We start from the raw sequence: 19,301 nt of genomic DNA, 5'->3' as shown, positions 1-19,301 counted from the left end.
GCGGCGCAGGCACGGAACAGCCAACTCTCAGTGAGCGCGTTTGGCCCGGATCATGCGTCGGCTGCCGGGCCTTCACCCTCGCGGATCATGCGCTGGACGGCGCTGCACAGCGCCTCAAAGCCGGCCCGGGCGCCCTCGCTCATGTGGCGGGCGCGCAGCCAGGCATGCACCATCTGCGGCTCCTCCCGGAACTGCACATCGACCCCGGCCTCCGCCAGGCGCGCCGCATAGTGGCGACCGTCGTCGCGAAGCGGATCGAAATGAGCCACGGTGACAAACGCCGGGGGCAGGCCGCCAAGGCGCTCGGCCTGCAACGGGAAGGCCACCGGATCGCCTTGCGGGGCCTGGAGGATCTCGCGGTAATACCGGACATCCGCGGTACTCAATCCCGGGGCTGCGGCCATCTCGACATAGGAACCGGAAACGAGGTCGCCGCCAAGGCCGGGATAGACCAGGGCCTGGCCGACGATGCCGGAGAGGCCCGCGTCGCGCGCCCTGATGGCAAGACCGGCTGCGAGATTGCCGCCGGCGCTGTCGCCGATGACGACCAGCCGGCTGCCGTCTGCCAGCAGTTCCTGGAGGACCGCCCAGCAGTCCTCGCCCTGGGCCGGCCAGCGGTGTTCCGGGGCCAGCCGGTAGTCGAGCGCGACCAGTTCGGCCCCGCAGAACTCGGCGAGTTCCGCACAGATCGCCTGATGGCTGTCGAGCGAGCCCACCACGAAGCCGCCGCCGTGAATGTAGACAAGCACGGTTCGCGCGGTGACGGCTTGCGGCCGGTAGCGCCGTGTCGGCACGCCGGCAATCGCGGCGTCGACGGCGGTCATGCCGTCGGGCAGGGGACGGTCGAACTGCGCGCAGAGCGCATCATACCAAAGCCGCTGCCGCTCGACCGACGCCTCGACTGCGTCGGCCGGATAGAAGCTCTCGCACAAGCGGAGAAATTCGAGAATCCCGGCTTCTTCGGGAACCGGTTGGGTGTCGTCCATGCCGTGGTCTTGCATCGTTGCTCCAAGGTGAAGGCTGTGCCGCCAACCTAGCACCGACGCGGCTCGCGGTCGCGCGAATTTCCGCCCGGCCTGCTGTGTCGCCGCATCACCGGGATGTTTCGCTCGTCCGGCAGCGCGACATGAGAAATCCATTAAAATCCCGGGGGTTTCCTTAAGTCGCCCTTAACTCTCCCTGTTGTTTCCTGATGCTGCATTTTCGCAAATAACCGCGCCTGTCACTGCAGGATCTTCATGGCTTTCCGAGCCGTTTCAACAAGAGAGGTCTGTTCAATGCGTGGTATTCTCGGGGGGCTTCGTTGCGACTCTGTTCTTGATGCGCTGGGCAAGTCGATGGCCATGATCGAGTTCGACATGCAGGGGAAAATCCTTACGGCCAATCCGAACTTCTGCAAGACGCTCGGCTATGAATTGTCCGAGATCAAGGGCAGGCACCACTCGATTTTTGTCGATGCGTCCGAGCAGGCGTCAGGCGAGTACCGTGAATTCTGGGAGCATCTGCGGCAGGGAAAGTTCGAGCGGCGGCAGTACAAGCGTATCGCCAAGGGCGGTCGCGAGATCTGGATCGAGGCAAGCTACAATCCGGTTTTCCGGGGCTCCAGGCCCTTCAAGGTGGTCAAGATCGCAACCGACATCACCGATGCCAGGAACAGGGCGATCGATGATGCCCGCAAGCTGACCGCGCTCGACCGGTCCCAGGCGGTCATCGAGTTCACCCCCGATGGTGTCGTCCTTGCGGCCAACGCCAATTTCTGCAACGCCATGGGCTATGCGCCGGATGAGATTGTCGGCCGCCACCACAGGATGTTCTGTGACAAGGTATATGCAGAGACACCCGAATATGGTGCGTTCTGGCAGAACCTGCGCGCCGGGAAGCTTCTCTCCGACGAGTTCATGCGGCTGGGCAAGGGCGGCCGCGAGGTCTGGATCCAGGCCACCTACAACCCGATCCTCGATGACAGCGGCGCCGTCGTCAAGGTCGTCAAATTCGCCACTGACGTTACGGTCCGCATGACCGCGATTGCGGCCATCGCCGAGGGACTGGATGCCGTGGCGGGCGGCAATCTTACGCAGCGGCTCTCGACGCGGTTCTCCCCGAGCATGGAGAAGTTGCGCGGCGATTTCAATTCCGCAATCGAACGGCTTGCCGATACGATGACCGCGATTCTCGCCGGCGTCAGCTCGATCACCGGTAACACCGACGCGATCAGTTCCAGCGCCAACGCGTTTTCCAAGCGGGTGGAAAATCAGGCGGCGGCTCTGGAGGAAACGGCTGCGGCTCTGGACCAGATCACGGTCAACGTCGCCAATGCGACAAAGCTCACGGAGGAGGCGCGCAGCGTCGCCACGGAGGCCAACAAGGACGCGGCCAATTCCGGCCATATCGTCGCCAATGCGGTCAACGCCATGAGCCGGATCGAGCAGTCGTCCAAGCAGATTTCCAACATCATCGGGGTCATCGACGAGATCGCCTTCCAGACCAACCTGCTGGCGCTCAATGCCGGCGTCGAGGCGGCTCGGGCGGGGGAATCCGGTCGCGGTTTCGCCGTCGTCGCCCAGGAAGTGCGGGAACTGGCCGGCCGTTCGGCAAGGGCAGCCAAGGAGATCAAGGACCTGATCGTCACGTCAAGCGCGGAAGTGAGTTCCGGAGTCAGGCTGGTGAGCGAGACCGGAATGTCGCTCACGCAGATCGGCGGCTTTATCGCCACGATCAACGGGCACATGGACGCGATCGCCACGTCCAGCCGCGAGCAGTCGGCGGGTCTTTCGGAAGTGAATGCGGCGGTCAACCAGATGGACCAGTTGACCCAGCAGAATGCGGCCATGGCCGAGGAAAGCACGGCGGCCACCATGGCGCTGGCAGAGGAAGCTGGTGGGCTTCGCCGGCTCGTCGACCAGTTCGAACTCGGCAGCGCCAACAGCCCGACCACGACCCGGCAACAGATGGAAGTCAGGATTGCCACCCCGGCCAAGCCTGCCGGACGCGTCGTCGCGAGAGCACCGTCGAGGCAGATGCAGATGGTGGCGGCTTCGAGCGCGGCCGTCCGCCCCGGCGACTGGTCAGGGTTCTGATATCAGACACCGCCGGAGCGCCGGTTCGGCATTCGCCGGCAGAATGATTGCGCTGCCGCCGCAGTCACCGCGACAGCGGAGCTGACCCTGCCGGGTGGGAGGCACTCAGCTTCGGAATTGCCGTTTCCGGCTTGTCGGCGATAACCCTCCGACACTCCGACACTCCGACACTCCGACACTCCGACGCGCCGCGGGGAGTTGATCCCGGGGACAACCCTCCTGCCCGAAAGCCGTGGCTGTTTCTCCCCGATGGCTTAATTTCCTTCCGGTCCCGGCGATACCGCCGCGATGCAGGCATGCTACGGGATCCCTGGACTGGCGGGGTGACAGTGGTCGGGTCGTGCGAGCTCCAAGCGGCGAGCGCAGATTGGCCCCGCGCCTTCCAGCCGTGCGGCCGTGCCGGCTTCGCCAAATTGCCGAATGGATCCAGAGGGGTAGGAAAATCCGGATCGGGTCGTCTTGGATACCGATTCTTTTCTTGCTAATACATAAGTAAAGATATAGCATATATCATGTATTTGTGAGATCTCTGCGTGAATATAATCCGCCATACTGCTTTCTGTCTGATGTTCTGCTGCTGAGCGGTGTGGATTATCAAATAGTTATCCGGGAGGATCGCGGTGTCGGAGCCATTTGTTGCCGAAATCAGAATGATCGGTTTCACTTTCGCGCCACGTGGATGGGCCTACTGTGACGGCCAGATCCTCGCTATCGGGCAGAACCAGGCGCTGTTTTCAATTCTCGGAGTGAACTATGGCGGTAATGGCACCACCACCTTCGGCCTGCCGGACCTGCGAGGGCGAACGCCGATCCACAGTGACCAGACCTATTCCCTTGCGGCGAGGTCCGGCTTTGAAACGGTCACGCTGACGTCGGCGGAAATTCCCCTCCACAGCCACGCGGTCAGGGCGTCGTCACTGGCGGGGGTGCAACCGGCTGCGCAGAGCGCGCTCCTCGGCGCCGCGGCGATCTATCGGGACCCCGAACCGGCGACGTCCACCGCCATGCGGCCGGGCACGATCAGCAACGCCGGCGGGAGCCAGCCACACAGCAACATGCAGCCTTATCTAACGCTCGGCTTCGTCATTGCGTTGCAGGGAGTGTTCCCGTCGCGGAACTGAAGGAGGGAACCATGTCTGAGCCATTCATAGGTGAAATCCGCATGTTCGCCGGCACATTTGCACCACGCGGATGGGAGTTCTGCAATGGAAAGCTGCTCTCGATCAGCGAAAATGATGCGCTGTTTTCGCTGTTCGGCACCATCTATGGCGGAGATGGTCAGGTCACGTTCGGATTGCCGGACCTGCGCGGCCGCATTCCGCTGCACCAGGGGCATGGACCCGGATTGAGCCCACGACTGCTGGGATCGATGGGTGGATCGGAAGAGGTCACCCTGACCGTCGCCCAGCTGGCGTCGCACCCGCACGACTTCAACGGCAACACTGCCGCGGCAACCGAATCCGCGGCTCAGGGACGGATGGTTGCCGACGCCTCGGCCAATTCCATCCGCATGTATGCAAATACCGATCCGACCGCTGACTTCGCATCGGTGATGATCGGCATTTCCGGCGGCAATCAGGCGCACGACAACATGATGCCGACTCTCTGCGTGAACTTCATTGTCTCGTTGTACGGCATCTTTCCGAGCCGCAGCTGAGGGGGGCTGACATGTCCGAACCGTTTATCGCGGAGATCCGCATCTTTGCAGGCGATTTCGCGCCGCGCGGCTGGGCCTTCTGCGATGGGCAGGTGGTGCCGATCGCGCAGAACACGACGCTGTTCTCGCTGATCGGGAACATCTACGGCGGCGACGGCCGCGTCACCACCGCCTTGCCGAACATGCAGGGCCGCGCGCCGATGCATCCCGGCCGCGGGCCAGGCCTTACCGAGCGCTTTCTGGGCGAGATGACCGGCACGGAGGAGGTCACCATCACGCAGGCGACGATGCCGGCGCACACCCATCTCGCCCACGCGGCGACCACGCCGCCGAACACCAACGCGCCTTCCGTGACGGCCGCCTTCTCCCGCTCCCAGGGGGGACTGGTCTACGAGCCAAACGCCGGCAGCGACGTCGTGGACATGGCCCCCCAGTCGCTGTCGCCCGCCGGTGGCAATCTGCCCCACGAAAATGTGCAGCCGCTGCTGGCGCTGAACTTCATTATCGCGCTTCTCGGCATTTACCCGTCGCGCGCTTGAGACGACAGCGATGGACAGAAGGCTGCAGCAGTTGCCGGCGTGATCGGTCGCCAAGGCCAGCCGCGGCGTGTTGAAGAAAACCGGGACATCCCGGACGTGTTCGAAGTGACGCCGGCGATCCGGGTGGACGTCCGGCAAAAGGAGCTTGATCATGAGCGACACAGCAACACCGGCGGCCGGATTGAAAGACCATGTTCGCCTTCCCTCCGGTGAGCCGGCCATCGTTCCCTTCGCAGAACTCTCTCGGCTCATGCTGGTGGGCATCGACGCCAATCAGGGCAATCATCTGCTCTGGACCGCGCAGACCAGTCCCGACGGGCCGTGGAGCGGGACGTGGGCGCCGGTCAACGAAAGCTACTCCTATATGGTGCTGGGCACCGGCTCGACCATGGACGGCCGTGTCGCGATGGCGGCCCTGACCAAGTCGGCGCCGGCCACGGTGCACTACATCGATGAGGCACAGCAGGGTCCCGGCGGTGCGGAGCGCTGGAACGGGCCGGTGGATCTCGGTCTTCCCGGCGGGGTGACCGGTTTCGTGCAACTGGCCATGCAGCGCGACGCCAATGGGCGGGTCGAAATCTTCGGCGTTGACGGCACCACCGGCGGTGTCTGGTGGATCTACCAGAATCCGGCCAGAATCATCGACATCACCGAAGAGGTCACGCCGCCGGGATCCACCACTCCGATCACCGTGCATGTGCAGGTACCGGCACCACCGGTAACGCCGTGGAGCGCCTGGACCCAGCTGCCGGGCGACGGCCTTGCAAGGATGACGGTGGTCAACGATGTCAACGGCCGCATCACGATCGTGGCCACGGGCCAGGACCCGCAGGCCGCCGAGGTGTATGTCAACGCCCAGACGGCCGATACCGCGCTGACCGCGGCGGACTGGACCGGCTGGACCCGTATCGATAATGCGGCAAGCGGCACCGCCGGCTCGCTGCCGACCGCGGTCCTTGATCGCGCGGGCTTCCTCAACATCTTCATGGTGGGCGTCAATGCGCAGATCGTTCAGATCCGGCAGACCGAGCCCGCCGCCACGACATGGTCCGCCTGGCATCAGGTGAGCATGATCGGCGCCGCAGTGGTGAACGTGACGTCCGCGTTTGACGGAGATGGCGATATCGTCCTCGTGGCGCTGGATGAAAATCTCGGCCTGCACGCCAACTACCAGACCGAGGTCCAGAGGCAGGTCTGGAGCGGCTGGCAGCAGATCGGCGTCGCGCCCGGATTCGGCCTTGCGGCGATGGACTACAACGCCGACGGCTCGCTGAGCTATTTCCAGGGCGAGAACAGGATCGATGGCGTGAAGTTCATTTCCCAGGTTGCTCCGGACTCCACCCACTGGACCGCGGGCTGGACGATGCTGGCCGACAACGGCATCTTCACCTACGGGATCGTCCGCGACCTGACGCCGCCGGCAACAAGCTGACATGGACGAGCGGCACGCCAAGGGAGTCACTGGCCAAGCCGATGGCGGTCCGGTTCCCGGTTTCCGCCGAGCGGAAGCCCGGGGGATGGAATTCCGGCGCGAGACTGCGGACGACCTCGGATTTCTGTCGGCGCTCTATGCTTCGACCCGCGGGGAGGAACTCGCGCCACTGGCGTGGAGCGAGGCGCAGAAGGCCCACTTCCTGGACATGCAGTTTCGGGCGCAGCACAGCCATTACGCCCGGCACTTCCCGAACGCGCTTCGGCTGATCATCGAACACCTGGGCAAGCCCGTGGGGCGGCTCTGCCTCGAGTTCCGGCGCGAGGAACACCGGATCATCGACGTCGCGCTTGTCCCCATGGCGCGGGGGCGGGGCTTCGGCGAGGCCCTGCTCCGGGACGTGATGGACGGCGCGGCATCCAATGGCGTGGCGGTTGGGATCCATGTCGAAAAGGCCAACCCGGCGATGCGGCTCTATCGGCGGCTTGGATTTGCCGTCCGGCAGGACAAGGGAGTCTATGACCTCCTGGACTGGCGACCGCCTCAGGTGAACACCGCCTCGTAGTCCACTCCGTGCGCGCTTTGGGCCACCGGAACCAGAAACAGGTCCACACTGCCGATCTCCGGGTTGGTCAGGCGCAGGACGCCTTGCCCGATCAGGTCCGGGCCGGGGCCGCTGAACAGGAGCGAGAACGCGCCGCCGTGACGCAGCCCGCTGCCCATGGCGGTCGCCTCCCGCAGAACCAGCGTGACTGCTCCCCACGGCAGGGCGGTGGTGAAACCGGACCCTATCAGCGGCTGGAAGGTTTCGAGATCGAGATCATTCAGGTCGGGCATGGCGGTGACCCCTGATTGAGGCGGTTCAAAGCAGTGATCGCATCTGACAGGATTTCGCTCACCTTTGGCAAGCCGATATGACATGCGCCGCTGAAATGCCGGCGTCGGCTGCTCTCCTGTGGTCGCGGAACCATCGGGCCTCCGGCTGGTGTCCGGTGGCTCCACCCCCCGCGGGTAGGTGAGGGGCGGCGGGCGCCGTGACTGCCCACTCTCCAGTCGCGCGCGGATCGCCACGCCACGAACGGACAGATGGTGGCCGTTAAAATTCGGCTGCGGACGATTTGCATTGGATTTCCCACTGCTTTCGCGTCTACCTTGCAGCCGGATGAGGGGGCCCAATGCAGCATCGGACATACGCAGGGATGGACCGCCGGCCTGCCCGGCGCCGTGGATCGCTGCGATGAGCGGCCCGATCGCCGCGGGGAGCGTGGAGCAATTCGATTACATTGTCATCGGAGGCGGTTCGGCCGGCTGCCTGCTGGCCAACCGGCTGAGCCGCGACCCCTCGAACCGGGTGCTGCTGCTGGAAGCCGGTACGAAGGACCGCTATCCGTGGATCCACATTCCCGTCGGCTATCTCTACTGCATCGGCAATCCGCGCACCGACTGGCTCTACACCACCGAGCCCGACGCAGGATTGAACGGGCGCAGCCTGCGCTACCCGCGCGGCAAGACTCTTGGCGGCTGCTCCTCGATCAACGGCATGATCTACATGCGCGGCCAGGCCCGCGACTACGACAACTGGGCCGCAATCACCGGCGACGACGCCTGGTCCTGGGCCAATGTCCTGCCCGCCTTCAAGGCCCATGAGGACCATTACCGGCTGGACGCCGGCGCCGACCCGCAAACCGGCGGCAACGGCCGGTTTTCCGACATGCACGGCCATGGCGGCGAATGGCGCATCGAGAAGCAGCGCCTGCGCTGGGACATCCTCGAGGCCTTCGCCGATGCGGCGGTGCAGGCGGGAGTGCCGAGAACCGCGGATTTCAACGGCGGCGACAACGAAGGCGTCGGCTATTTCGAGGTCAACCAGAGATCGGGCTGGCGCTGGAACACGTCGAAGGCGTTCCTGCGGCCTGCCAGGCGGCGGAAGAACCTGTCGGTGTGGACCGAGGCCGAGGTTGAACGGCTGGTCATCGAGCCTGGGGCGGACGGCGGCCGGCGTTGCGTCGGCGCCATCGTCATGCGCCAGGGCCGGCGGCTGGAGCTCCGGGCGCGGCGGGAGGTGATCCTGTCGGCCGGGGCGATCGGCTCGCCGAAGCTGCTGCAACTGTCGGGGATCGGCCCGGCCGCGCTGCTCGCCGCACATGGCATTGCAGTCACGGTCGATCTGCCGGGCGTTGGGGCGAACCTGCAGGACCACCTGCAGATCAGGTCGGTGTTCCGGGTCACCGGCGCCAAGACGCTCAACGTCCTTGCCGGCAGCCTGTTGGGCAGGATGAGAATCGGCATGGAATATGCCTTCACCCGCAGCGGGCCGATGAGCATGTCGCCTTCGCAACTGGGCGCCTTCACCCGGTCCGATCCCGCCCGGCCCCATGCCAATCTCGAATATCACGTCCAGCCGCTGAGCCTGGATGCGTTCGGCGAGCCGCTGCACAGCGTCCCTGCCTTCACGGCGAGCGTGTGCAATCTCAACCCGACCAGCGTCGGCAAGGTGGAGATCCGCTCGCCGCGGCCGGGCGACGCGCCGGCGATCTCGCCCAACTATCTCAGCACAGATGCCGACCGCAGGATCGCCGCCGACAGCATCCGCCAGGTCCGCAGGATCGTGGGGCAGCCGGCATTGGCGAAATACTCTCCCGTCGAATGGAAGCCGGGGGTCGAGTTCCAGACCGACGCGGAGCTGGCGAGGCTCGCCGGCGACATTGCCAGCACCATCTTCCATCCGGTGGGCACCACCCGGATGGGCGCGGACGGCGATCCGATGGCGGTGGTGGACAGCCACCTGCGGGTGAGGGGAGTCGCCGGCCTGCGCGTCGTGGATGCGGGCGTGATGCCGGCCATCACCAGCGGCAACACCAATTCGCCGACGCTGATGATCGCGGAGAAGGCGGCCGCCTTCATCCTGGCGGACGCCGCCGCCCGACGGTAGCTGGCATCCGCAGCGCCGGGGGCCGGGCTGCCGACCGCGCCGGGGTGTCAGTCACCGATCGGCTTCGGTCCAGGATCGCTCGACAGCGGCACCAGCGAGGTGCGGATACGGCGCAGATATTCCTTGACCTGTTCGGGCCTGCGGCGTGCGGTGCCCGCGGCGAGCACGTCGATGATGGCGATGTAGGCCAGCCGCGAGGCCGACGGCTTGTAGATGTCGTGGTCCTCGGGAATGTCGATCTCGATCGCCACGTCGGTGGCGTGGGCAAGTTCCGAGCCGCGCTTGGTCAGGCTGATCGACTTGACACCGTATTGCTTGGCGATCGCCACACTGTCGAGCAGCTCTGCGGGCGAGCCGCTCTGCGAAATGGCAAACACCAGATCGCCCTTGTCGAGCGTCGAGGCAAGCATGCGTTGGAAGTAGCCGTCGGCATGGGCCTCGGCGGGGACGCCCAAGCGGAAGAACCGGTTGGCGCCTTCGCGCGCCACATTGGCGGAACCGCCGCCGACCCCGAAGAAAGCGATCCTTCGGGCGCCGGCGAGCAGGTCGATGGCGGCTTCGATGGCTTCGCTGTCGAGCTGCTGGCGCACCAGGTTGAGCGTGTCGACCAGCGCGCCGAAGACCTGCACCACCAGCTGGTCGGAGACCGAATTGTCGTTGCCCGGACCACCCAGATACTGGAGACTGACGGCCACGCTCTGCGTGAGTCTGATCTTGAAGTCGCGGAAGCCTTCGCAGCCCAGTGAGATGCAGAAGCGGTTGACCGTGGCGTCCGACACGCCCGCCGCCCTGGCGATTTCCGACTGGCGCAGATAGGCGGCCTGCTCGAGATTGGCGAGCACGAAGTCGGCCACCCGCTGTTCGCGCTTGGGCAACTCACCGTCGAGCCGCCGCATCTGCAGGATAATGTCGATGACCTTGTTCATGCCGCGCTGTCCTGGCTATAAAGGGTTGTAAGCTATTACATCCATTTCCACCTTGGCGTCGACCATCAGCGCCGATTGTACCGTCGACCTGGCGGGCGGATTGTCGAGAAAGTACTTTTCGAACACGCTGTTGAAGCTGGAGAAGTCGCGCGGGTCATCGAGCCAGACATTGACCTTGACCACATGCTCGAGCCCGCACCCGGCCAGTTCCAGAACGCTGATGATGTTGGTCATCACCTGTTCGGTCTGGACAATGATTCCGCCATTGACGATCTCGCCATCCAGCGCTGGCACCTGGCCGGAGACATAGACGAAATCTCCGGCGCGAACGGCCTTTGCAAATGGGCGTCGCTGACCGCCGGCGGCCAGGTCGGCGGTTTCGTATCGGGTGATCCGATGAGCAGCGTCTGACATTGGAAACTCCATTATGGAAAAAACTTACGAGAAAATACGCTGAAGATGAGCGGTATGCAAATTTCAATTGACGTACTTTCACTGAAATGTAAATTTCTTTCACGAAGGCGCGGTTTAGGCGGCGCCGGCGGACCCAGTGAGTGAATCAGAAAAGGGGAATGACAATGAAACTCAAGACCTGGTTGAAATCTGCGGTGATGGCGGGCGCGTTGCTGGCCTGCACCGGCTCCGCGATGGCGGACGGCATGCTGCGCTATGCCACGGTCGGCGAGCCGCCGAGCCTTGACCAGCAGGTCATTACCTCGGATCTGGCCACGACCATCGCCCACCACATGTTCGAGGGGCTCTACACATTCAATTCGTCCAACGCTCCGGTTCCGCTTCTCGCCGCCGGCGACGAGACCAGCGCCGACGGCAAGACCATCACCATCAAGCTGCGCGAGGGCGTGAGCTTCCACAACGGCGAGCCGATGACGTCCGCCGACGTACTGGCCTCGCTCAAGCGCTGGGGTGAATTCGGTTCGCGCGGCGCCCTGCTGTTCGACAATGTCGAGAGCATCGAGGCGACTGGCGATCATGAGATCACCATCAAGCTCAAGGCTCCCTTTGGTCCCTGGAAGAACCTGATGGCCTTCATCAACGGCGGCCCGGCAATCTATCCGGCTTCCGTGCTGGCTGGCGCCGGCAAGGAGCCGATCGCGCCGGAAAGCTACATCGGCACCGGTCCCTACAAGTTCTCCAAGTGGGAGCCAAACCGTTACGTCGAGCTTGTTCGCTATGACGGCTACGTTTCTCCCGAAGGCGAGCCGGACGGCTATGGCGGCAAGCGCGTCGCCGAATTCGACACGCTGCACTTCATTCCGGTGGCCGATGTCGGCACCCGCGTGGCCGGCGTGCGCGCGGGCGACTATGACTATGCCGAGAGCATTCCCGGCGACCTGTTCGCCGATCTCGATGCCGATGCCTCGGTCAAGACCATCGTCAACGGCAGCCCGCTGTTCGGCCTGGTGTTCATGAACTCCAAGGAAGGCCCGCTCAAGGACAATTTCGCCCTGCGCCGCGCCATCCAGACGGCCATCGACAAGGTTCCCGCGCTGCAGGTGTCCATCGGTCCCGATCAGCTGTGGCGCGCCAACGGCTCGTTCATGCCCAAGGGCAATGTCTGGTACACCGAAGCGGGTGCAGAGAACTTCTCGAAGGGCGATGCCGAAGCCGCAAAGGCGATGGCAAAGGAAGCCGGCTACAACGGCGAGCCGATCAAGTTCATGGTCTCGACCAACTATCCGTTCCATTACGACTCCGCCATCGTCTACACCAAGCAACTGGCCCAGGCCGGCTTCAACATCGACCTGCAGGTCTATGACTGGGCGACGCTGATCGACAAGCGCGGCAAGGCCGACCAGTGGGACATGTTCTTCACCCACCACGGCTTCGTGCCCGATCCGATCCTGATCTCGGTGATGAACGACAGCTATCCGGGCTGGTGGGCCACGCCTGAAAAGGCGGCGCTGAAGGCGAAGTTCACCGCTTCTTCCGATCCGGCCGAGCGCGAGAAGATCTGGGCCGAAATCCAGGCGCTCATCTACGAGCAGGTTCCGACCATGAAGACCGGCGACGTCTACACCTACAACATCGCCTCGCCCAAGCTGAAGGGCCTGGCGGACGCCACGCTCATCTGGCCCGCCTTCTGGAATGTCTCCAAGTAGGCTGAAGCATCGAAGGTCCCTCCCTGCGATCCGCGGGGAGGGGCTCTCCACCGGAAATCCTGGTCATCCCCATGCTCGCATACACGTTCAAACGGCTTCTCGCCCTGGTTCCGACCTTGCTGGCGGCCTCCGTCCTGGTCTTCCTCTTCGTCCATCTCATCCCCGGCGATCCGGCCGCCGTCCTGCTTGGCGATTCGGCCACGCCCGAGGATGTGGCGCGGCTGTCGCGGGAAATGGGCCTCGACCGTCCGATCTACGTTCAGTATTTCATCTGGCTCGGCCATGCGCTGCAGGGCGATTTCGGCACCTCTGTTTTTTTCCGCACCCCGGTGATGGACGTGATCGCCGGCGGCGCCGAGACCTCGATCCTGCTGGCGGTGCTGACCATGATCTGGATCATCATCCTCGGCATCCCGATCGGCGTCATGTCGGCGACCCGGCACGGCAGCTGGGTCGACCAGCTCGCCTCCGGCGGGGCCATGCTGTTTGCCTCGGTGCCGACCTTCTGGCTCGGTCTCTATCTCATTCTCATCTTCGCCGTCTGGCTCGGCTGGTTTCCCAGTTCCGGTTTCCCCTCCATCCATGAGGAAGGCGGCCTGCTCAATCTGCGCTACCTGCTGCTGCCGAGCCTGACGCTGGCCGCGCCCAACGCGGCGCTGATCATCCGCCTGGTGCGGGCATCCATGCTCGACGTGCAGCGCGAGGACCATGTGCGCACGGCGCGCGCCAAGGGGCTGCACCCGGCCCGGGTGGCGATCAAGCATGTCTTCCGCAATGCGCTGATCTCCGTTGCAGCCGCCTTCGGCTTCACCTTCGCCGCGCTGATATCGGAAGCGGTGGTCACCGAGACCGTGTTCTCCCTGCCGGGCGTTGGGCAACTGGTGGTGCAATCGATCCTGCGCCGCGACTATCCCGTCATCCAGGGGGTCATTCTGGTGATCGTCTGTCTCTACATGGTCATCAACCTGATCGTGGACCTCGCCTATGCCTGGCTCGATCCGAGGGTGTCGCTGAAATGAGTTTTCTCCACTCCGTCCGGGATATCTTCCGCGGCCGCGCCATGGGCACGGCAGGCCTGATCTGGCTGTGCGTCATCCTGTTCGCGGCGCTCGCCGCCCCATGGATCGCGCCGTTCGATCCGCTCGACATCGATCCGGTCAACCGACTGACGGAGCCGGGCTGGCCGCATCTCTTCGGCACCGACCATTACGGACGCGACACGTTTTCGCGCTGCATCTACGGCGCGCGGATGACCATGCTGATCGGCCTCGGCAGCGTCGCATTCGCGCTGGTGACCGGCGGCGCCGTCGGCATGCTGTCGGCCTATTTCACCCGGCTCGGAAACTTCCTGATGCGCGGCATCGACGTGCTGATGGCGTTTCCGGCGCTGCTGCTGGCGCTGGTGCTGATGACGCTGCTCGAGCGCAGCGTGGTCAACACCATCATCGTCATCGGCATCGTCTACGCCACCACCACGGCGCGGATTCTCTTCGGCATGACGCTCAAGCTCAAACGCGAGGTCTTCATCGATGCCGCTGTCTGTTCAGGTGCGGGCCACGGCTCGATCCTGTTCCGGCACATCCTGCCAAACCTGATCTCGCCGCTGCTGGTGCAGGCGAGCTTCATCTTCGCCTTCGCGCAGCTGCAGGCCGCCGCACTCGACTTTCTCGGCCTCGGCCTGCCGCCGGAAGTGCCGAGCTGGGGCAACATGCTGTCCGAATCGCGGATCTACGTCACCCGCGCGCCGTGGCTGCTGCTCTATCCCGGACTGCTCATCATCCTGTCGGTGTTCTCGATGAACATGGTCGGCGACGCCATGCGCGACAGCATGGACCCACGCTTCAAAGACGACATCGCGGGAGTTTGACCGATGGCCCTTCTGGAAGTCAAAGACCTCGCCATCGCCGTCGCCATCAACGGGCGGCTGGTCCCGGTCGTCCGCGGCATCTCGTTCGAGGTCGAGGCGGGCACAACGCTCGGCATCGTCGGCGAATCGGGCTGCGGCAAGAGCCTGACGTCGCTCGCCATCATGGGTCTGCTCGAAGGCAGCCAGGTCCGCATCACCTCCGGTTCGATCGTCTTCGACGGACAGGACCTGCTGGCGCTGCCGCCGGAGCGGCGACGTGCCGTCATGGGCGCCGACATGGCGATGATCTTCCAGGAGCCGATGACCAGCCTCAACCCGGTCTACCGGGTCGGCGACCAGATTACCGAATCGATCCTGCAGCACCGCCGCATCTCCCGCGCCCAGGCGCGCGAGCGCGCCATCGAACTGTTGCGGCTGGTGCGCATTCCCGATCCCGAGGGCCGCATCGACAGTTTCCCGCATCAGCTTTCGGGCGGCATGCGGCAGCGGGTGATGATCGCCATGGCGCTGGCCTGCGACCCCAAGCTGCTGATCGCCGACGAGCCGACCACGGCGCTCGACGTCACCGTGCAGGCCCGCATTCTCGACCTGATGAAGGAGCTGCAGGCCGAGACAGGCATGGCGATCATGCTGATCTCACATGATCTCGGCGTCATCGCCGAGACCTGCGATACGGTCGCCGTGATGTACTGGGGCAAGATCATCGAGACCGCGCCCGCTGCCGAACTCTTCGCCGATATGGCCCATCCCTACACGCGCGGCCTGCTTGCCTCGATCCCGGTGACGGACCGCGAGGTCGACCGGCTCGAAGCCATCCCGAGCCGGGTGCCGCTCATCGGCGAGACGGTCACCGGCTGCGCCTTCCATCCGCGTTGCGGCCGCGCGCGCCCGGTCTGCGCCGACATCGACCCGGCGGCGATCGCGGTTTCGCCCAGCCACTCCGCCCGCTGCCATTTTCCCGGCGAGGATTCCGCATGAGCGCCGCTCCCCTGTTGCAGGTCGAGGACCTGAAGACGCATTTCTTTCTGGGCACGGCGCGGCCGTTCGGCTCCGGCCGGCGCCTGCTCAAGGCCGTCGACGGCGTGAGCTTTTCCATCGGCGCCGGAGAGGTGCTGAGCCTGGTCGGCGAATCCGGCTGCGGCAAGTCGACGGTCGGCCGAACGTTGACGCGGCTCGAAACGGCGTCGGGCGGCACCGCCAGGCTGGATGGCCGCGAGATCCTGTCGCTGAGCCAGGCCGAGTTCCGGCCGCTCAGGCGCGAGATCCAGATGATCTTCCAGGACCCCTTCGCCTCGCTCAATCCGCGGCTGACCATCGAGCAGACGCTGGCCGAGCCGCTGCGCATTCACGGGTTGGCACAAACCCGTACCGAGGCTCGCGCGCTCATCGCCGAGACGCTGCAGCTGGTGGGTCTCGACCCCAAGGTGATGGAACGCTATCCGCATGAATTCTCCGGCGGGCAGCGCCAGCGGATCGGCATCGCCCGGGTGATGATCCTCAAGCCGCGGCTGGTCATCGCTGACGAGGCGGTCTCCGCGCTCGACGTCTCGATCCAGGCGCAGGTGCTGAATCTGATCAAGGATCTGCAGCGTGATTCCGGAGTCTCCATGCTGTTCATCAGCCATGATCTTGGCGTGGTCAGGCACATCAGTGACCGGGTCGCGGTGATGTATCTGGGCCGGATCGTCGAGATCGGCACGCGAGCCGACATTTTCGATCGGCCGTCGCATCCCTACACCCGCCTGCTGTTGTCCTCGATCCCGCGCATCGTTCCCGGCCGCAAGCGGGTGGAAGACCTGGGCGAACCGGCCAATGCGGCCTCGCCGCCCTCAGGCTGCGCCTTCCATCCGCGGTGCAAGTTCGCCACCGACATCTGCCGCACGACCCAGCCTCCGGCCCACGCCGTCGATACCGGCCATCTCAGCGCCTGCCATCACATCGAAGCCCTGCAGAAAGACCTTGCATGAAAACCAATGCCAAACGGGTATATGTCGGTTCGCTCGCCACCGAGTCCAACACCTTCTCCCCGCTCATAACCGACCTGCAGGACTTCAAGGACAGCTTCTACGCGCCTCCCGGCGAGCATCCGCTCACACCCACACTGTGCAGCGCCGTCTTCCCGGCAGCCCGCGCCCGTGCCGACGCCTATGGCTGGCAGCTGATCGAAGGCACCGCCACCTGGGCCGAGCCGGGCGGCATCGTCAACAGCCGCACCTGGCAGCTGCTGCGCGACCAGTTGCTGGCCGAGATTTCGGCCGCCATGCCGCTCGACGCGGTCCTGCTGGGACTGCATGGCGCCATGGTGGCGCAGGATTGCCTCGACTGCGAGGGCGAGCTGCTGGAGGCGGTGCGCGGCATCGTCGGGCCGGATACATTGATCGGCGCCAGCTTCGATCCGCACAGCCACCTGAGTTCGCGGCGCGTCGACAATCTCGACATCGTCACAGTGTTCAAGGAATTTCCGCACACCGATTTCGCCGAGACCGGCGAACGCCTGGTGGAGCTTGCAAATCGCGCGCTTGCCGGCGAGGTTCGTCCCGTGATCGCGGTCCACGACTGTCGCATGATCGAACTGCTGCCCACCTCGCGGCAGCCGATGCGCGGCTTCGTCGATCGCATGCGGGAGCTTGAGCGGCAACCCCGCATCCTGTCGATTTCCGTGATCCACGGCTTCATGGCCGGCGATGTTCCCGATCTCGGCACCAAGGTGATCGTGGTCACCGACAACGATCCCGATCTTGCCGATCGCCTGGCTCGGACACTCGGCGAGGAGTTGTTCAGTTTTCGCGGCAGAACACGGCCGGAATTCCTCAGCCCGGAACAGGCGCTGGAGCGCGCCGAATCCAGCGCCGACGGCCCCGTGGTCATCGCCGATGTGTGGGACAATCCCGGCGGCGGCGTGCCCGGGGATTCCACCGTGCTCCTGCGCGCCATGCTCCAGCGCGGCGTCAAGAACGCAGCGCTCGCCTCGATCTGGGATCCGATCGCGGTGCGCACCTGCATTTCGGCGGGCGAGGGCGCCCGGCTGCAGCTCCGTTTCGGCGGCAAGATGTCGGCGGGCAGCGGCGAGCCGCTCGATGCCGGAGTGATCGTGCGCGGCACCCGCGCCGCCGCGCTGCAGAGTTTCGGCGACAGCGTCGTGCCGCTTGGCGCCTCGGTGTGGATCGAGGTCGGCGGCATCGACGTCATTCTCAACACAGTGCGCTCGCAGGTCTTCAATCCCGACATCTTCTCCAATTTCGGCATCGATCCGCTGTCGAAATCGGTGCTTGTGGTCAAATCGACCAACCATTTCCAGGAGGCCTTCTCGCACATTGCCAGCGAGATCCTGTATGTTGCCATCGACGGGCCTTATCCGAACAATCCCGTCACCAACCCATACAGGCACCTGACGCGCGCCATCTGGCCGCGGGTGGAGGATCCGCACAATGCTGTCGATTGAAAAGGTCGAGGATTTAGACACGCCCTGCATCGTCATCGACGAGGCGATTGCGCTTGCCAATATCCGCAGGCTTCAGGATCATTGCAACGAGGCCGGGCTGGCGCTTAGGCCGCACATCAAGACGCACAAGATGGTCGGTTTCGCCCGCGCGCAGATGGATGCCGGCGCCGTCGGCATCAACTGCCAGAAGATCGGCGAGGCCGAGGTCATGGCCGACGGCGGTCTCGACGACATCCTCATCACCTTCAACATTCTGGGGGCAGACAAGCTCAAGCGCCTGCGCCGGCTCGCGGCGCGGGTTTCGAGGCTTGCCGTCACCGCCGACAGCACGGTCACGGTGACGGGCCTGAGCGAAGCCTTCGCCGATGCGGAACGGCCGCTCGACGTGCTGGTCGAATGCGACACCGGCGCGGGCCGCTGCGGCGTGCAGACGCCGGAACAGGCGTGCGACCTCGCGGCCGTCATCGCCGCAAGCCCGGGCCTGCGCTTTGCCGGGCTGATGACCTATCCGGCCGTCGGCGGCGCCCCGGACGCGGCTCGGTTCATGCGCGAGGCGGTGGACCGGCTCGCCGGCGTCGGGCTCGACTGCCCGGTCGTCTCCACCGGCGGCTCGCCCGACATGTCCGGGGCGGCGCGCCTCGGCGTGTTCACCGAATATCGCGCCGGCACCTACATCTACAACGACCGTTCGCTGGTCGAGCGCGGCGCCTGCGGCTGGCAGGATTGCGCGCTCGGCGTGCTTGCCACTGTCGTGAGCCTGCCGGCGCCCGGCCGCGCGGTGATCGATGCGGGTTCCAAGAGCCTGACATCGGATCTTCTCGGGTTGCAGGGCTTCGGCCACGTGGCAGGCTCTGCCGACACGGCCATCGTCTCGCTCAGCGAGGAGCACGGCGTGCTGCATCACGGCCCAGCCGACAGCTACCGCATCGGCCAGCGAATTCTGGTGATCCCGAACCATGTCTGCGTCGTCTCCAACCTGTTCGACGAAGCCTGGCTCGTCAAGCCCGGCGGCGAACCGGTCCGGGTGGGCGTCGACGCCCGCGGAACCGTTTCCTGAGCGAAAACGGAGCATTGCGACGAGTGAATTTCACCTCGTCGACGGACAATGTGATACGTTCAAAGGGAACTCTGCACGTGAAGTTGCTCGCCGGCGGAGGGGCAGCCGGCGGCGGATGCCAGCAGTGGTAACACCTCATCCATGTGGATGCCAGGCGCCGACCATGGTGCTGCCGCGTGCCAGGCGGATCCGTGGGCAGGCTGCCAGTTGTCGTCCCATCAGCCCTGGCACGTTGCGGACCACCAGGTCATT

General features: G+C 64.9%; 18 protein-coding genes. 14 read left to right on the top strand and 4 right to left on the bottom strand.

The features are described 5' to 3' along the window. Positions 1–50: 50 nt before the first annotated feature. Positions 51–986 (bottom strand): alpha/beta hydrolase, encoded by a 936-nt coding sequence (locus DFR52_RS16085; RefSeq protein WP_110033416.1) that lies wholly within the window; start codon positions 984–986, stop codon positions 51–53. Between the two features lie 291 nt (positions 987–1,277). Between DFR52_RS16085 and DFR52_RS16080 the strand changes: the two genes are divergently transcribed. From DFR52_RS16080 to DFR52_RS16055, 6 genes are all read left to right on the top strand, one after another. Next, entirely contained in the window at positions 1,278–3,077 is a 1,800-nt protein-coding gene (locus DFR52_RS16080) for a methyl-accepting chemotaxis protein (protein WP_110033025.1), read from the top strand. A 650-nt stretch (positions 3,078–3,727) separates the two neighbouring features. Continuing rightward, a complete protein-coding gene (locus tag DFR52_RS16075; RefSeq protein WP_245415372.1) occupies positions 3,728–4,198 on the top strand; it encodes a phage tail protein in 471 nt (156 codons plus the stop codon). A gap of 11 nt (positions 4,199–4,209) precedes the next feature. After that, on the top strand, positions 4,210–4,734 hold the full coding sequence (locus tag DFR52_RS16070; RefSeq protein ID WP_110033023.1) for a phage tail protein: 525 nt from the start codon (positions 4,210–4,212) through the stop codon (positions 4,732–4,734). 11 nt (positions 4,735–4,745) lie between these two features. After that, on the top strand, positions 4,746–5,273 hold the full coding sequence (locus tag DFR52_RS16065) for a phage tail protein (protein ID WP_110033022.1): 528 nt from the start codon (positions 4,746–4,748) through the stop codon (positions 5,271–5,273). Positions 5,274–5,424: 151 nt separating this feature from the next. Next, positions 5,425–6,705, top strand: coding sequence for a DUF8189 domain-containing protein (locus DFR52_RS16060; protein WP_110033021.1), 1,281 nt, complete (start codon positions 5,425–5,427; stop codon positions 6,703–6,705). A 1-nt stretch (position 6,706) separates the two neighbouring features. Next, the gene (locus DFR52_RS16055; protein WP_110033020.1) at positions 6,707–7,270 is read left to right on the top strand and encodes a GNAT family N-acetyltransferase; all 564 of its coding nucleotides are present in this window, start codon (positions 6,707–6,709) and stop codon (positions 7,268–7,270) included. Here DFR52_RS16055 and DFR52_RS16050 read toward each other — a convergent pair. Next, the gene (locus tag DFR52_RS16050) at positions 7,249–7,542 is read right to left on the bottom strand and encodes a DUF6916 family protein (RefSeq protein ID WP_110033019.1); all 294 of its coding nucleotides are present in this window, start codon (positions 7,540–7,542) and stop codon (positions 7,249–7,251) included. The two genes, DFR52_RS16055 and DFR52_RS16050, sit on opposite strands and share 22 nt — an antisense overlap. A gap of 400 nt (positions 7,543–7,942) precedes the next feature. Here DFR52_RS16050 and DFR52_RS16045 point away from each other — a divergent pair, with 400 nt between their 5' ends. Next, positions 7,943–9,637: a GMC family oxidoreductase gene (locus tag DFR52_RS16045; protein WP_110033018.1), complete on the top strand. Its 1,695-nt coding sequence runs from the start codon at positions 7,943–7,945 to the stop codon at positions 9,635–9,637. A gap of 47 nt (positions 9,638–9,684) precedes the next feature. On the opposite strand, the gene DFR52_RS16040 is transcribed toward DFR52_RS16045, so the two are convergent. Both DFR52_RS16040 and DFR52_RS16035 read right to left on the bottom strand, forming a co-directional pair. Further along, positions 9,685–10,563, bottom strand: a complete 879-nt coding sequence (locus DFR52_RS16040) for a MurR/RpiR family transcriptional regulator (RefSeq protein WP_110033017.1) — start codon at positions 10,561–10,563, stop codon at positions 9,685–9,687. A gap of 15 nt (positions 10,564–10,578) precedes the next feature. Continuing rightward, entirely contained in the window at positions 10,579–10,977 is a 399-nt protein-coding gene (locus DFR52_RS16035; RefSeq protein ID WP_110033016.1) for a RidA family protein, read from the bottom strand. A 158-nt stretch (positions 10,978–11,135) separates the two neighbouring features. On the opposite strand from DFR52_RS16035, the gene DFR52_RS16030 reads away from it, so the two are divergent. The 7 genes from DFR52_RS16030 (at position 11,136) to DFR52_RS16000 (ending at position 19,049) form a co-directional block, all read left to right on the top strand. Then, on the top strand, positions 11,136–12,683 hold the full coding sequence (locus DFR52_RS16030; RefSeq protein ID WP_110033015.1) for an ABC transporter substrate-binding protein: 1,548 nt from the start codon (positions 11,136–11,138) through the stop codon (positions 12,681–12,683). Positions 12,684–12,754: 71 nt separating this feature from the next. Further along, a complete protein-coding gene (locus DFR52_RS16025; protein ID WP_110033014.1) occupies positions 12,755–13,702 on the top strand; it encodes an ABC transporter permease in 948 nt (315 codons plus the stop codon). Further along, positions 13,699–14,550, top strand: coding sequence for an ABC transporter permease (locus DFR52_RS16020; protein WP_110033013.1), 852 nt, complete (start codon positions 13,699–13,701; stop codon positions 14,548–14,550). Before DFR52_RS16025 ends, DFR52_RS16020 begins: the two co-directional genes overlap by 4 nt. A gap of 3 nt (positions 14,551–14,553) precedes the next feature. Beyond that, a complete protein-coding gene (locus DFR52_RS16015; RefSeq protein ID WP_110033012.1) occupies positions 14,554–15,528 on the top strand; it encodes an ABC transporter ATP-binding protein in 975 nt (324 codons plus the stop codon). After that, positions 15,525–16,517: an ABC transporter ATP-binding protein gene (locus DFR52_RS16010; RefSeq protein ID WP_110033011.1), complete on the top strand. Its 993-nt coding sequence runs from the start codon at positions 15,525–15,527 to the stop codon at positions 16,515–16,517. The genes DFR52_RS16015 and DFR52_RS16010 overlap by 4 nt, the downstream gene beginning before the upstream one ends. Beyond that, on the top strand, positions 16,514–17,992 hold the full coding sequence (locus DFR52_RS16005) for a M81 family metallopeptidase (RefSeq protein ID WP_110033010.1): 1,479 nt from the start codon (positions 16,514–16,516) through the stop codon (positions 17,990–17,992). The genes DFR52_RS16010 and DFR52_RS16005 overlap by 4 nt, the downstream gene beginning before the upstream one ends. Further along, a complete protein-coding gene (locus tag DFR52_RS16000) occupies positions 17,979–19,049 on the top strand; it encodes a D-TA family PLP-dependent enzyme (protein WP_110033009.1) in 1,071 nt (356 codons plus the stop codon). Before DFR52_RS16005 ends, DFR52_RS16000 begins: the two co-directional genes overlap by 14 nt. Positions 19,050–19,301 lie beyond the last annotated feature (252 nt).

The organism is Hoeflea marina, assembly GCF_003182275.1.
In the GTDB taxonomy this organism is placed as follows: Bacteria; Pseudomonadota; Alphaproteobacteria; order Rhizobiales; family Rhizobiaceae; genus Hoeflea; species Hoeflea marina.
Note: the sequence above shows the minus strand (reverse complement) of the source record. Positions and strands in the feature narration are given on the sequence as shown.

Coding starts and splice junctions, on each gene's coding strand:
- DFR52_RS16075 (WP_245415372.1), top strand. CDS start 3,728: ATGATCGGTTTCACTTTCGCGCCACGTGGATGGGCCTACTGTGACGGC.
- DFR52_RS16045 (WP_110033018.1), top strand. CDS start 7,943: ATGAGCGGCCCGATCGCCGCGGGGAGCGTGGAGCAATTCGATTACATT.
- DFR52_RS16030 (WP_110033015.1), top strand. CDS start 11,136: ATGACAATGAAACTCAAGACCTGGTTGAAATCTGCGGTGATGGCGGGC.
- DFR52_RS16050 (WP_110033019.1), bottom strand. CDS start 7,542: ATGCCCGACCTGAATGATCTCGATCTCGAAACCTTCCAGCCGCTGATA.
- DFR52_RS16070 (WP_110033023.1), top strand. CDS start 4,210: ATGTCTGAGCCATTCATAGGTGAAATCCGCATGTTCGCCGGCACATTT.
- DFR52_RS16020 (WP_110033013.1), top strand. CDS start 13,699: ATGAGTTTTCTCCACTCCGTCCGGGATATCTTCCGCGGCCGCGCCATG.
- DFR52_RS16080 (WP_110033025.1), top strand. CDS start 1,278: ATGCGTGGTATTCTCGGGGGGCTTCGTTGCGACTCTGTTCTTGATGCG.
- DFR52_RS16040 (WP_110033017.1), bottom strand. CDS start 10,563: ATGAACAAGGTCATCGACATTATCCTGCAGATGCGGCGGCTCGACGGT.
- DFR52_RS16015 (WP_110033012.1), top strand. CDS start 14,554: ATGGCCCTTCTGGAAGTCAAAGACCTCGCCATCGCCGTCGCCATCAAC.
- DFR52_RS16000 (WP_110033009.1), top strand. CDS start 17,979: ATGCTGTCGATTGAAAAGGTCGAGGATTTAGACACGCCCTGCATCGTC.
- DFR52_RS16010 (WP_110033011.1), top strand. CDS start 15,525: ATGAGCGCCGCTCCCCTGTTGCAGGTCGAGGACCTGAAGACGCATTTC.
- DFR52_RS16035 (WP_110033016.1), bottom strand. CDS start 10,977: ATGTCAGACGCTGCTCATCGGATCACCCGATACGAAACCGCCGACCTG.
- DFR52_RS16055 (WP_110033020.1), top strand. CDS start 6,707: ATGGACGAGCGGCACGCCAAGGGAGTCACTGGCCAAGCCGATGGCGGT.
- DFR52_RS16060 (WP_110033021.1), top strand. CDS start 5,425: ATGAGCGACACAGCAACACCGGCGGCCGGATTGAAAGACCATGTTCGC.
- DFR52_RS16065 (WP_110033022.1), top strand. CDS start 4,746: ATGTCCGAACCGTTTATCGCGGAGATCCGCATCTTTGCAGGCGATTTC.
- DFR52_RS16005 (WP_110033010.1), top strand. CDS start 16,514: ATGAAAACCAATGCCAAACGGGTATATGTCGGTTCGCTCGCCACCGAG.
- DFR52_RS16085 (WP_110033416.1), bottom strand. CDS start 986: ATGGACGACACCCAACCGGTTCCCGAAGAAGCCGGGATTCTCGAATTT.
- DFR52_RS16025 (WP_110033014.1), top strand. CDS start 12,755: ATGCTCGCATACACGTTCAAACGGCTTCTCGCCCTGGTTCCGACCTTG.